General features: G+C 51.5%; 11 protein-coding genes. 2 read left to right on the top strand and 9 right to left on the bottom strand.

The window, feature by feature from the left end; translation table 11 throughout:
- Positions 1 to 4 precede the first annotated feature (4 nt).
- Both efeB and NSS66_RS18810 read left to right on the top strand, forming a co-directional pair.
- Positions 5 to 1,369, top strand: coding sequence for an iron uptake transporter deferrochelatase/peroxidase subunit (gene efeB, locus NSS66_RS18805; RefSeq protein ID WP_053326005.1), 1,365 nt, complete (start codon positions 5 to 7; stop codon positions 1,367 to 1,369).
- 24 nt (positions 1,370 to 1,393) lie between these two features.
- Positions 1,394 to 3,223, top strand: a complete 1,830-nt coding sequence (locus tag NSS66_RS18810; RefSeq protein WP_340959541.1) for an FTR1 family iron permease — start codon at positions 1,394 to 1,396, stop codon at positions 3,221 to 3,223.
- A gap of 90 nt (positions 3,224 to 3,313) precedes the next feature.
- Here NSS66_RS18810 and NSS66_RS18815 read toward each other — a convergent pair whose 3' ends face one another.
- From NSS66_RS18815 to NSS66_RS18855, 9 genes are all read right to left on the bottom strand, one after another.
- A complete protein-coding gene (locus NSS66_RS18815) occupies positions 3,314 to 4,726 on the bottom strand; it encodes an alanine racemase (protein ID WP_053326007.1) in 1,413 nt (470 codons plus the stop codon).
- An 83-nt stretch (positions 4,727 to 4,809) separates the two neighbouring features.
- Positions 4,810 to 5,898, bottom strand: a complete 1,089-nt coding sequence (locus NSS66_RS18820; RefSeq protein WP_340959542.1) for a Gfo/Idh/MocA family protein — start codon at positions 5,896 to 5,898, stop codon at positions 4,810 to 4,812.
- Entirely contained in the window at positions 5,895 to 7,055 is a 1,161-nt protein-coding gene (locus NSS66_RS18825) for a UDP-glucuronosyltransferase (RefSeq protein WP_340959543.1), read from the bottom strand. Before NSS66_RS18825 ends, NSS66_RS18820 begins: the two co-directional genes overlap by 4 nt.
- Before the next feature lie 17 nt (positions 7,056 to 7,072).
- Positions 7,073 to 8,605 carry a hypothetical protein gene (locus NSS66_RS18830; protein WP_340959544.1) on the bottom strand — a complete coding sequence of 511 codons (1,533 nt, stop codon included), beginning with the start codon at positions 8,603 to 8,605 and terminating at the stop codon, positions 7,073 to 7,075.
- 49 nt (positions 8,606 to 8,654) lie between these two features.
- Complete coding sequence (locus tag NSS66_RS18835; RefSeq protein ID WP_023990058.1) at positions 8,655 to 9,467, bottom strand: ABC transporter permease; 813 nt, start codon at positions 9,465 to 9,467, stop codon at positions 8,655 to 8,657.
- A gap of 1 nt (position 9,468) precedes the next feature.
- Positions 9,469 to 10,275 (bottom strand): ABC transporter permease, encoded by an 807-nt coding sequence (locus NSS66_RS18840; RefSeq protein WP_028541504.1) that lies wholly within the window; start codon positions 10,273 to 10,275, stop codon positions 9,469 to 9,471.
- The gene (locus NSS66_RS18845) at positions 10,265 to 11,257 is read right to left on the bottom strand and encodes an ABC transporter ATP-binding protein (RefSeq protein WP_023990059.1); all 993 of its coding nucleotides are present in this window, start codon (positions 11,255 to 11,257) and stop codon (positions 10,265 to 10,267) included. Before NSS66_RS18845 ends, NSS66_RS18840 begins: the two co-directional genes overlap by 11 nt.
- A gap of 69 nt (positions 11,258 to 11,326) precedes the next feature.
- Entirely contained in the window at positions 11,327 to 12,412 is a 1,086-nt protein-coding gene (locus tag NSS66_RS18850) for a hypothetical protein (protein WP_256704510.1), read from the bottom strand.
- Positions 12,413 to 12,449: 37 nt separating this feature from the next.
- Positions 12,450 to 12,695, bottom strand: coding sequence for an acyl carrier protein (locus NSS66_RS18855; RefSeq protein ID WP_023990061.1), 246 nt, complete (start codon positions 12,693 to 12,695; stop codon positions 12,450 to 12,452).
- Positions 12,696 to 12,702 lie beyond the last annotated feature (7 nt).

Genomic DNA, 12,702 nt, shown 5'->3' on the forward strand with positions numbered 1-12,702 from the left:
TGATATGAAAGGCTTTAAGCGGCAAAAAGGGCAAGAAAAGCCGCAGTATGCGGAATCCCATAATGAACAGGCTGATCTGGTAAAAAAGGATGCGAAGCTAGTGGAAGATGAGTCGTCAGGAAAAAGCAAATCCGTATCACGCCGAGACCTATTGAAGCTGGCCGGGGTAGGTGGACTAGGCCTCCTGCTTGGCGGCGGGGGCGTGGGAGCCGTGCTGTCAGCCGGTCAACGCCTCGAAAGCATGATGACGGATGCGGATACCAAAGATGTAATCCCTTTTTACGGTAAGCATCAGGCAGGTATTGTGACTCCGGCGCAGGATTTCATCTGCTTCGCCGCTTTCGATCTAACAACCAGCGACAAGGAACAGATGCGTAGCCTCTTCAAAGCCTGGACGGAAGCAAGCGCTACAATGACTTCTGGCGTGCTCCTTGGCAACGATAATGAAAATCTCAACCTCCCTCCTTCCGATACGGGCGAGGCGGCAGGATTGTCGCCATCCCGCACGACGATCACCTTTGGTGTGGGCCCATCCTTTTTTGATGGACGATACGGCCTGGCAGGGCTTAAACCTGCCGAGTTCCGTGAGCTGCCCCGTTTTCAAGGGGATGCCCTGGAGGAGCAATGGTGCGGCGGCGATATCGGAGTGCAGGTATGTGCCAATGACTTGCAGGTAGCTTTCCATGCCCTGCGTAATTTGGCGCGTATCGCCAGAGGAACGGCGGTGCTTCGCTGGACGCAGGAAGGCTTCCAGCGAACAGCACAGGCCGATCCTGCGGGAAGCACACCACGCAATTTGCTGGGCTTCAAGGACGGTACGGGGAACCCCGACACCTCCAAGGCAGACGAGATGAATCGGCTGGTGTGGACACAGGCCAGTGACGGACCAGCATGGATGGGCGACGGCAGCTATATGGCTGTACGCCGTGTACGCATGCGGGTAGAGGTGTGGGATCGCTCAACATTGGGCGACCAGGAGGATACTTTTGGACGTCATCGCAGCAGCGGGGCCCCACTCGGTAAGGTCAAGGAGTTCGACAAGCTTGATCTGGCGGCCAAAAATCCGGAAGGCAAGCAAGTTACGCCTCCCACCTCTCATGTGGCTTTGGCTCATGGGGACGGGAGCATTAATATTTTGCGGAGGTCTTATTCGTATTCAAGCGGATTGGACAAGCAAACAGGGCAGCTGGATGCCGGGCTGCTGTTCATCAGCTACCAGCGTGATCTGTTCAAGCAGTTCGTTCATATTCAGGAGAAGCTTGCACGCAATGACAAGCTGAACGAATACATTGTACACAAAGGCAGTGCGGTGTTCGCCTGCTTCCCGGGTGTATCGCAAGGCGGCTACATCGGGGATACGTTATTTTAGCAGCAGGCAAGGAAGGGGATTTATATGAATCGGCGCAATAAAAGCTTGGGATGGGTGTTTGTGCTGGTGACAGCTCTGCTGCTGACCGTCACTCCGTTCATGTCCGGCTCCGGGTCGGTCGCTTTTGCACAAACGGATGCCAAAGCTGTCACCAATGATCAGCTGATGCCTGTGGTGGGCGGAGCGCTGGTGGAGGCGGGACAAGCTCAATGGACGGAAGCCTCCAAGGATCTGAAAGAATTCCGCACGCTGTGGGAGGCCGCCAAAACGAATGGCGGAGATTCAGCTCACATCGCGGCTGTAGATCAAGCACTCACCGATGCGGAGCAGACACTCGCCAGTGGCGGCGGGGAACCAGCGAAAGCTGCCTTATCCGTGCTGGCGCGCTCGGTCAATGAGTACGTCACTGCTGCCGAAGGGGACAAACCAGCCCCGGCTGGAGCCAAAGCAGCGGAAAAACTACTTCCCATGGCGAAGGGCAGTCTGGCCGCCATGCAAAAAGGCGATTGGGCTGCTGCCCGGGTGGATTACGATCGAATCGTCAAAGCCTGGTATCAGGTAGAAACACCGATTCGTTTGGACAATTTTCCGGTATACAGTTCGCTCGAAACTAAAATCAGTCTCATTCGCATCTCCATGCAAGCTGAGCCTATTCGCCAAGAACAGGCTCTTAAGGAAATGCAGGAATTAACGACTCTGCTGTCTGATTATAGTCAGGGCAAGTCTGTGAACACAGGCCAAGGAACAGATGCAGGCAATACGGCTACGGGAACGGCAAATGGTTCGGTAGCTTCTCTGACCGATGCAGTCACTTTGCTCGAATCCGCACGCCAAGATGCTGTAGCTAATCAATCAGAGCAAGCGGCTGATAAGGTAGTGCAGTTTATCGCTCTGTGGCCTTCCGTCGAAGGACATGTACAAATTTCCGATCCGACGTCTTACACTGCGATTGAAAATGAAATGACCGAAACTTCCGGATATCTGCTGTCTTCTCCACCGAATACGGACAAAGCCATTCAGACTCTTGATCAGATGCTGAACAGGCTCCGTCCGTTGACGGAAGAACGTTCTTACACTGCGTGGGATGCCGCGCTGATTTTGCTGCGTGAGGGCCTGGAGGCCATCCTCGTGCTCGCAGCTCTGCTGGCGTATGCCAAAAAAAGCGGCGAAGCCGTGGCTGGACGTTGGATATGGGCAGGAGCCGGAACGGGGCTGGTGCTGAGCGGAATTCTGGCAGTGCTGTTCACCACACTGGTGGCAGCTGCCGCATCAGGCAGCATGCGTGAGCTGCTGGAAGGTGTCACCGGGCTGGTGGCGGTCGTGCTGATGCTGACCGTGGGTAGCTGGTTGCATAGCAAATCCAACGCTGCCGCATGGAACCGCTTTGTGGAAAACAGCGTGGGCAACGCGCTGGCACGAGGAAGCCTGTGGTCGCTATTTGCGGTTTCTGCGCTCGCAATTCTGCGTGAAGGAGCCGAGACAGCTATCTTTTATGTCGGTATGGCTCCAGCCATCGAAACCTCACAATTGCTGATCGGCATTGGCTCAGCGACGATTATTCTGGTCATTCTGGCGTTTGCGATCATTAAATTCAGTGTACGATTGCCAATTCGCGCCTTTTTCCTGACTGCCACTGTACTGATTTACTATCTCGTATTCCGATTCCTGGGCGAAAGTATTCATTCGCTTCAGGTGGCTGGTAAGCTTCCGGGGCACACTGCCTCCTCGCTTCCGTCCATTAGCTGGCTGGGAATGTATCCAACTTGGGAAACATTTGTCCCACAAATCGCTGTACTGATCTTTATGGTATGGCAGCTTGTGCGTCAGGAAATGCGCAGCTCCAAGCAACAATAAGTCGATGCTACCCTACTCATCATGTAAAAAACGCCAAATCACAGGTCCGATTTATATCGGTTCCCATGAGTTTGGCGTTTTTTTACATACTTACTGCACATCCTCAGGCAACGGAATCATGCGCTGATGATGCAGCAGGTCTGTGCGGTCACCGTGTTCACGAATGACATGCACCTCCCCACGAAAATCGAGCAGCTCCGTCGGGGTAGCATGTCCTAAAAATTGTAGTGGACTATAGCTCAATCCATAGGCACCTGCATTCGGAAAGGCAATATAATCGCCCTCGTGAATCGGAGGAAGCTGCGCTTTTTTCACAATACAATCCTCGGGTGTACAAAGCGGACCGACAATGCTTACCGTCTCAAGCTCCATGGATGCCTCTTCCAGAGGCCCTCCTATTCGGTTTGCAACCTCTTCTAATGATTGTTCGACAGCAACAGCCGTTTGAGCAGAAGCGTCTCTCTGCCCCATCCATAGGGTTGCTTCCACTTCTCGTTCTTTGGGCTCTTTCAATTCTCCCGCTTGCCTGCGCATAATTCGCACCGGGTAGTTGTCCCTAATGCGGCGTCCTCGAAAAGTAGCTGCGGCGTAGTGATTCATGCCACCATCAGCCACGACAAACTTCTCCCCCTTGGATTCCTTTGTATACAATGCTCGGCAGACATACATGCCCGATTGAGCGACCAGATACCTGCCGCTTTCGATGATTAGCTTAACCCCGGGCATGCGGGTTCGGGTCTGCTCCGCGAGTGCGTTCAGTCCGTCAATGACGTGATCCATATCGAGCGGTTGCTCATGAGCAAAATAAGGTACACCAAACCCGCCGCCCAAATTGACCGTATGCATTGCCACACCATACTGAGCCTGTACCCGTTCTGCCAACTGTAGCGTATTCGCAAATGAAGCTAAAATCTGATCCGATTTCAACATTTGCGTACCTGTATATACCTGAATACCTTGAAAATTGACGTGCGGGCAATCTTCCAGCACCTTAAAAAAGTGATCCAGCTGCCCTTCATCCACTCCAAAGGGGCGCGGAACACCACCCATTTTAATCGTTGCTCCAGACAGATCGTTATCGGGATTGATGCGAACCGCTGCCCTGACAAGCTGGCCCGCTTGGGCAGCAATGTCCTCCAGCAGACGCAGCTCCCTCACCGATTCGACATGAATACAGCCGATTCCACAGGCTACTGCCTCGTTCAGCTCGGCTACTGTTTTTCCCGGTCCGGCGTACAGCACGTCTTCCGCAGCATACCCGGCCTCCATAGCGACGAACATTTCTCCAGCCGAAGCAATCTCAACACCACAACCTAACGAGCGCAGCAACCCAGCCAAGGCTACGTTACCATTAGCCTTGAGCGCATAATGTACACGCACGGCCGGGTGCAATCGGGATAGTAACGAGCTGACATGGGCATGCAGCGCATCCCCGTCATAATAGTAAAATGGCGTCGGATGCTCGCCGAAACGCTCCAGTAAGGCTTCGTCCTTTTTATCCATCTACTGAATTCCCCTCCTCTCTTTGCCTTGATACTCAGTATTTTGCATCATTCGCTCCCCACCGCTCGAAAACACAATCATACTCATACTGCATAGATCGTCTCGCCCGAGCGTGCTGCTTCATGAATGGCTGCCAGCAGTCTGACGCGTTCAGCAGCCTCGCGAAAAGGAATGGGCTCCGCTTCTCCCCGGATGATGCTGCAAAAGGTATTCAACTGATTGACATAATAGTTCATAGGCTCGAAAACCGTTTTGGTATGCGAGGATGTCTGTGATAACACAGGCAGTGCGTCCGCATCCGTTATATTCGGCATGATATCCTTCTTTATTTCCGTCTTGAGTGTCATTTTATAAAAACCTAAATTTGCCCGAAAGCAGTCCTTTAAAGTGACTACTGCCGAATCAAAGGTCAGTACATGAGCACAGTGATAAGGGCGCTCAAATGAAAAGAGGGCAGATGCCTTCAATCCGCTCGGATAACGGGCTTGCGCACTAAATGTCCAGTCACAACCATGAGGACCATCAAAATCCGATTGACTGTGGAATTCAGCCTGCTCCAATCCAACGACGGCTTGAAGCAGCTGGAGCCAGTACACGCCCAGATCCCAAAAGCATCCCCCACCCTGCTCCGGACGAGATCTGTAATTGTCCGCATGTCCTTCTTTTGCCGGAATGCATAGACTCGTCTCTATGGAGCATAAGCGACCATAACGCCCCGATTCTACGATCCTCCGCAGCTCATGCTGCCAAGGATGGTGCTGCACCATGACTCCCTCCAGCAGGTAAGCGCTGCTCTGCTCGACTGTGGCTGCCAAGGGAGCCAGATCAGCCGTATTCAGACATAACGGTTTTTCCACCAGCACATGCTTATGAGCCCGTAGTGCTTTGCCAATCCACTCGGCATGCAAGTCGTTGCTGAGCGCAATATATACAGCGTCGATCTCCGGGTCCTTTAGCATATCCTCAGCATGCCGATAAATGACACTGACGCCAAAACGATCTGCCATTTCTCCTGCCTTGGCAACCGTGCGGTTCGCAAGCGCGGTCACGCGTGCCCCTGCTACATGTCGGATCGGTTCCAGCAAGGCACGCGGAGCAATAGCAGAACAGCCAATGATCCCAAAGCGAATATCTCGCATCGCAGGTTCTTGCGCAGCCGCGGCAGCGTTCATGACCCCTGCTCCATTCCCAGTGAGCTTGCTGACATTTGGATGCTATTCACATAGGACTCTATATAACGCGGCGTTCGACTGCGCAGCTCTACGATCCTGCGATGCATATCCTCCAGTATCTGAGCACTGCCGTCATAGGTTTGTATCCACGTATCGTACCGCATACCCAGTCCAAGCCGTTCCCATAGATCCGCATTATGCTTCTCATGCACACCAAATGGCTCCAGCATAATGAGCGGAGTAGCTGTAGCGAACGAATCGGTTAGGCTGCCACCACCGGGCTTGCTGACAATGGCCTGGACACGACATGCTTGGTCCAGCATGCTATGGTAATCCGGTCCAACCTGATACACTGTCTTCTCGCCTCTTTTCACCTCTCCGAAAGGTGGAAATGTATGCTCTCCGGCTTCATTTCGCTGCCATGTCCTCCACTGCGGGTCCATCTGAAAATAGCGTATACTGTCCCGCTGTTCATCCGGTTGATCCTGATCATACAACAGCAGATCCAGCTCCCAGCCCGCTTCTTCCAATCGTCCAACCTTGTCACGGTAGGTGCCCATGCCCCAGCCGCCGCCATGTACGAATAAGCGGGATTGCCGTGCTTCAAACGGTACATACTCCACGGCCGGCACATCAATATAGTGGCTGACTCTATTGTTATCATTTTCAAAAAAGGTCGTTTCTCCACAGCCATCCGCAAAACGTGGGTTATGCTTGGCTAGATTTTTCCAGGAAGGAGAAGGTGTCGAATCCATATACACAATGTCCACATGCACCGACTTCGGTTCTCTGCGCTTGCGATACTCCTCCAGTACATACATCCAATGACCGGATAAGCACATAAAATACCGCCGATCTTCCTCTATCCATTGGTTCAGCAGTACTTCCATCGCTGCGAGATCCAGTGAATTACGCATATCCTGCGGAACCTTTTGTGACATTAAGGCCACCGCAAAATTGTCATGGTAAGCTTTGCGGCTTTTGTCGACCTTGAGACGGGCCGATTCTGGCAGCACATTTTCAAATACATGAATCGCCGTATCCACGCCCAGCCTGCGAAGACCCGCTTGCAACAACAAGCCAGGGGTATAAAAGCCCAATCCGAAACCGGAACACAAAATCGTTACCTTCATAAGCTTATCCGTATTCTTACGCATGCTCATACGCCTCCCGTTTAATTCAGCACTGTAAAATGATGCTCTGCCAAAAAACGCTCCAGCTTTGTAGTCAATCGCATTTTTTCCTCATCGCTCGCAGCAACCAGTTCCAAATAAAGACGACCCTTGCCTCGTGCCCGTTTGCTTCCAGCGGTTTCTTTTTTACCATTCAAGTCCGGCTTACCCAAGCCGTTCCCTTCTGATCCGCCATCGTTGGCCCCAATCCCGCTCACACGAACCTGCTTGGCAGATGATCTGCCTCCGCGCCCAGTTGCATTTCTGCTTGGCGTGCTTGTTTGGCCCACAATCTTGTTCTCGCCATCTCGTCCACCTGTGTTCACATATAACGTATTGGCACCCAGAGGCATGACGCCTTCTTCACGTTCACCTGTGAACAACAATCCTTCACCTTTCAGCCCTTCCAGCAGTTCTTCATAGGATAGACTGCCATCATGGGACAGCGAATAATTCGTCAGCGTGCCACGCATATTTTTCCTGGCCAGAAAGGTATCGAGCTGATGCTTGATCAAACTCATCGACTTTCTAGCATTAATTTCGATAATTGGCTCCAGCTTCCCACCACGAAGTGTCATGGAATCAATGCAAACATCGCCATAATAACCATCTTGATACAATTGCCGTCCCACATCCTGCATCAAGCTAAAATAGCCCTCGCGCTCCAGCCGCTCCAAAAATGCCCCGTCCGGCGACAAGGATTCCCGATAGGAGAATTGAGTGTTAGCCAGCCATTGTACAGATAAGATATCGACACTCCCATCATCACCAATCGTAAATTGGCATGAAAAATCCTGTTCTTTCTCCAGAAAAGGCTCCAAAAGGAAAAGCACCTGTTTGCCTTTACGCTCCTGTCCACGCAAATACGATACGATCCGGTCCAGCATTTGTGTCGAGGTAATGTGCAGGTTTCCTTTGCCCGATACGCCAAAATCATCCTTGATTAAAAAGCTTCCATCCCGTAGCAGCTTACGTCCCGCCTCAGCAACATCTGCAAACGAAGTCACAATATAGCCCGGGTTGCGCAGACCAAGGCTGCGTTTCAGATCAGAGGAATACGTTTTGGCATTTACCTTGCGAATCGTTTCCAGCGGCGGCTGATGCAGTGTTATTCCCCAAGCACGTGCAGCCTCCTCCACATGCGGTAAACCCGCAAACGGGCTAAGCACACAGCCTTCCAGTTGAGGAAACCCCTCTCCGGCATCGGCCTTGCGACTGCCCAGCAGTTCAAATACTGATGCGGTCGACACGTTGCCTGCACGCTCCATGCCATCGGTCAAGTCCCGTTCGTTGACAGCCGGATGAAAGCCCAACTGCGCGATATACTGACGATGTACGGGCGAAATGGCATAACGGGTCAATAACGCATCTCCCGGCTGGCAAAAGCTGAACAGCAGTTCATCCATGGCTGCTACAATCGCAGAAGAAGCCCGGTCTGGCAGGGCTGGCAAGGAAGCTAACTGGGCATCCCGCCAGTAAACCTCCGCTTCGAACGTTCCCATATACAAATGACGCTGATTCGGTATCGCATTCATATGATTCGCTTCCTTTCCTGCTTCATTATTGGCCTACTACACGGTAGCGCTACTGGCTCGCGCTCGTATAATCACGTAGAGCAAACTGCCATATCAGGCGGATGATCGCCAGCAGCCAGAGAGGTGCGAGAAATGCCCATACCACTAACCCGGTTTCCATTTTGCCGAGAATGAACATGGGCGGAAAATTACAAATGACAAACACCGGAAGCACGAACAAACCGATACGCTGAATCAGATTACTGTACACGGCCATCGGCACATAGTTTGTCTCGAAAATGCTGTTGGACAGCTCCGTAACGCCGTTCGTGCGGATGATCCAGAAGGCTAGCAGTTGAGGGAGCAAAAATACGGAGTATGCCGTAAGCACCCCGCATCCAAGCAGCACAGAGAACCCTCCTACAGTTTCAAAATTAAACGGCAATCCGAGTCGTTGCCAGCCGACCCCTGTCATAATTCCGCCGCCAATTACATTCGGCACGGTATAGCCCAATTCAAATTGACGCAGTGTTACCATAAATTGCAGCGATACGGGTTTAGTCATGAGCACGTCCAGTGAGCCGGTACGAATTTTGTCAGGCAGGCTTGTAAAATTACTGTAGAACAATCCACTATAAAATCCGCTCATCATCGTAAACACGCCGATATATAACAATATGGCGTCAGGAGACCAGCCATTAATATCCGTCCCAGCGCGGTATGGAACCGATGCGTACAGCAGCTTGATGAGCAAATAAGCCGTTTCAACCAGAAATGCAGTTATAAAATTAATGCGGTATTCCATCTGCGACATGACAGAAAACTGGACAAACTTCCAGTACAGTCTGATGTAGCGCCTAACGTTTCGGAAAACATTTTTCATGTTAACCCCCCACCGAGACAAAGCGTTTGACCCCGGCTTGCCACACCCAGCGTGATAGGGCCGCCAGCACTACAATCCAGAGCCATTGCACGCCAATGCCTTTAGCGGCTTCCAGCACAGTCAGCTTGCCCGTCAACGCATTCACCGGAAAAAATACGGTGTAGCTGAACGGTAGCAGACTGAACAGACGGGCCAAAACATCTCCAAAAATCGTCAGCGGAAACACGGTACCGCTAGCTACGTAAATGACAAGCGACAGCGTATAAAATAGTCCCGCCGATTCCGTCACCCAAAAGGCTATGCCGCTCAGCGCATAATAGACCACAAAATTAAGCACAAGCGCTCCCGGCAACGCCAATATGTAAAGCAGGATGTACGATAGCCCGAAGCTGATTTGTCCTTCCAGGCTAAGACATAACAGCAAAATAGCAGCCGCCAGCAGCACGACCGCAGACTGTATGACTTTGCCTCCGATAAACCGGCAAAAACGGTAAGCAAAATAATGCACAGGCTGTACCATGAATTTTGCCAGTCCACCTTCCTTGATATCTGTAGCAATTTCGTATTCAAAGCCCGTAGCAATCAGTTTTCCAGTTACTCCCGCCATGACCACATACACCAGCATTTCTGGCAGAGAATAGCCCAGCACTCTTGCTTGTCCCGAAGAACCGAATACAGCTAGCCAGAGAAAAATTTGCGTCATGATCGGCAACATAAATCCCGCCATTTGGAGCCAATAATTAGCCCGATACTCCATTTCGTTTTGCATACCAAGCTGGAGTACCTTCACATATTTGTTATTTCGCATCGGCCAGCCTGCCCCCATCGTACAAATTGGCTATCCCCTCTTCCAGCGGGACGTCCTCAATCGTAAAATCAACGACAGGCAGTGCGTCCAAAATCTTTTTGGACCAAGCCAAGGTATCTTCTGCATCCAGCTCAAATACCGCCTCCAGCTCCGAGTTGGAGCGAAGTTTGCCGAGGCTCGCCAACGTTAGGCTGGATACGGGGGTCTCCAGTCGAACCTTGAGTAATTTACGGGCACCGATGACCTCATTCACCTTGTGTAAGTCTCCGTCATAGACCAATCTGCCCCCGCTGATAATGATGGATCTACTGCACAAATCCTCAATATCCTTCATGTAGTGGCTTGTCAGCAGGATGGTTGTCCGGTGCGTGCGGTTATAGGCTTTGAAAAACTCTCGAATCCGCCGCTGAGAAACAAGGTCCAGTCCGATGGTCGGCTCATCCAGCAAAATGACCCGTGGACGATGCAGCAGCGCGGCGATCAGTTCCATTTTCATACGCTCGCCGAGAGACAGCCGCCGAACCTGCACATGAAGCTGCTCCTCCACCCCAAGCAGGGTGACCAGTTCTTCTAGTGCCTCTTTATAACGGTTTTCATCGATTTCATAGATAAGCTTGTTCAGCTCGAATGACTCGCTTGCAGGCAAATCCCACCAGAGCTGGTTTTTCTGTCCCATTACAATGGAAAACTGACGTTTAAACTCTTTTTGTCGTTTCCACGGGGTAAAGCCAAGTACCGATGCCTCCCCGTCCGTGGGATGGAGAATGCCAGACAGCATTTTGAGCGTCGTTGTTTTGCCCGCCCCGTTTGGACCGAGAAATCCGACAATTTCGCCTTCCTCAATGCTAAAGCTGACATTTTGCACAGCCTCTTTGGTCAGCTGCTCACGCCTGAACAAGTTTTGTAACGATTTGCGCACGCCCGGCTCCTTTTTGTAGTACGTAAATGTTTTCGACAATTGGTTTAATGTAATGGACGGCAATCAATTCCCCTCCTCTTTCCTCTGTGCAGGACACCTGATGAACGTTTCTTATACGGCCGAATGCTTGGACTACTCGGCTGCTTGCTCTGCTAAAATCATCAGTTCCTCCAGCATATGCCGCTGTCTTTCAATTAAATGCAAAGCTCGTTCCGTAATTTCAGGCATCCGATGCTTGCGCAATTGAAGCCCTGTTTTGTAAATATGCAGATTAAGCTTGTGCCAATCCGCGTACAGCGCCTGTGCCAATTCAATTACATGCTGTGTTTGTGGTCCCAGCGTAGCTTGATGCAGCAGGCAATAATCAGCTGTATAATCCGTCAAATGAAGGGCACTGCCCAATCGCAGATTGTAATAGATTTCATGACAGTACGTCCGAAAATCCTGATCCTCCATGTCTGCCAACAGATGGAAGTCACCGACAAATGCCCGGTACCCCTCATCTCCCCGCTTGACCTGCTTGCCTGTCACAGCTTTCCCCGTTTGACTTTCCGACTCATTAGACGTAGGTACGCCTCTCCAGATGGCTTCGTGTCCAGTCAAATACTGTCGAATATGATGAGCACACGCAGCATGCATCTCACTTGGCGAAAGCGGGGCAGGCTGCTCCACCAGCCATGCATACTCAATAATGCCCTGCATCAGATCGTCGAGCCGGGCTGAGCCCACATAAGTCATGGCATGTCCCGAGGAATCGAGCAGGAAGCTGTCATTCACCTGTGCTGTCCGTTCTTGCAAGTCCAACCCGCACAACTCAATCACGTGGCCCCTTGGGTAATTTTTCACATATACATCGTGATAGGTTAAAGCGGTGCTCGACGTATGCAGCATGGTACCGTAGCCCGATGTGAGCACCTGCAACAGGTTGGTTTCATCGCTGACACCAGCGACCCACGGTTCCACCCGAATAACAGGTCCACCACTGGCTGCCATTTCTTGAAGCTGCTCCGGATATTTCTCAGGTCCGAAGCGCTTCAAATCTCCACCGTACTCTGCGCACATACTTCCACACAGCATGAATAGCTCGGATTCGGCCATGTTCACCCCGTACCTCCGCAATGAGGTACGCAGGGAAGAATATACACAATGTTTCCCTGGAAGAGCGTTTGCGACTTCTTCTGCACCATAGTCCACAACGGAATCATGACGAGTCTCCATATCGGATTCCTGCATCAACCTTGTCTTTTCAGCGCCCTTATGCATATTTGCCCAGCAGACGCTCGATGCCTTGCAGTGTAGATAGATGCTCCAGCACTAGATCGTCGTCCTCCATCGTAATATCAAGCTCATTTTCCAACTCTACAATTAATTCCACAGCGGATAAGGAATTCAGCCCCAAGGTTCGCAGATCCTGATCCGGAGTCAACTGTTCCAGTTCTCCCGGAGCCAGTTTCAAAATCTTTTCCAGCAAGGGTACTACATGGTATACATCTGTTTTCATTTTTGAT

It is taken from the genome of Paenibacillus sp. FSL R10-2748 (assembly GCF_038005565.1).
GTDB classification, from domain to species: Bacteria; Bacillota; Bacilli; order Paenibacillales; family Paenibacillaceae; genus Paenibacillus; species Paenibacillus polymyxa_B.

Excerpts from the sequence above, each read along its gene's own strand:
- efeB (WP_053326005.1), top strand. The coding sequence starts at position 5 with ATGAAAGGCTTTAAGCGGCAAAAAGGGCAAGAAAAGCCGCAGTATGCG.
- NSS66_RS18810 (WP_340959541.1), top strand. The coding sequence starts at position 1,394 with ATGAATCGGCGCAATAAAAGCTTGGGATGGGTGTTTGTGCTGGTGACA.
- NSS66_RS18815 (WP_053326007.1), bottom strand. The coding sequence starts at position 4,726 with ATGGATAAAAAGGACGAAGCCTTACTGGAGCGTTTCGGCGAGCATCCG.
- NSS66_RS18820 (WP_340959542.1), bottom strand. The coding sequence starts at position 5,898 with ATGAACGCTGCCGCGGCTGCGCAAGAACCTGCGATGCGAGATATTCGC.
- NSS66_RS18825 (WP_340959543.1), bottom strand. The coding sequence starts at position 7,055 with ATGCGTAAGAATACGGATAAGCTTATGAAGGTAACGATTTTGTGTTCC.
- NSS66_RS18830 (WP_340959544.1), bottom strand. The coding sequence starts at position 8,605 with ATGAATGCGATACCGAATCAGCGTCATTTGTATATGGGAACGTTCGAA.
- NSS66_RS18835 (WP_023990058.1), bottom strand. The coding sequence starts at position 9,467 with ATGAAAAATGTTTTCCGAAACGTTAGGCGCTACATCAGACTGTACTGG.
- NSS66_RS18840 (WP_028541504.1), bottom strand. The coding sequence starts at position 10,275 with ATGCGAAATAACAAATATGTGAAGGTACTCCAGCTTGGTATGCAAAAC.
- NSS66_RS18850 (WP_256704510.1), bottom strand. The coding sequence starts at position 12,412 with ATGGAGACTCGTCATGATTCCGTTGTGGACTATGGTGCAGAAGAAGTC.
- NSS66_RS18855 (WP_023990061.1), bottom strand. The coding sequence starts at position 12,695 with ATGAAAACAGATGTATACCATGTAGTACCCTTGCTGGAAAAGATTTTG.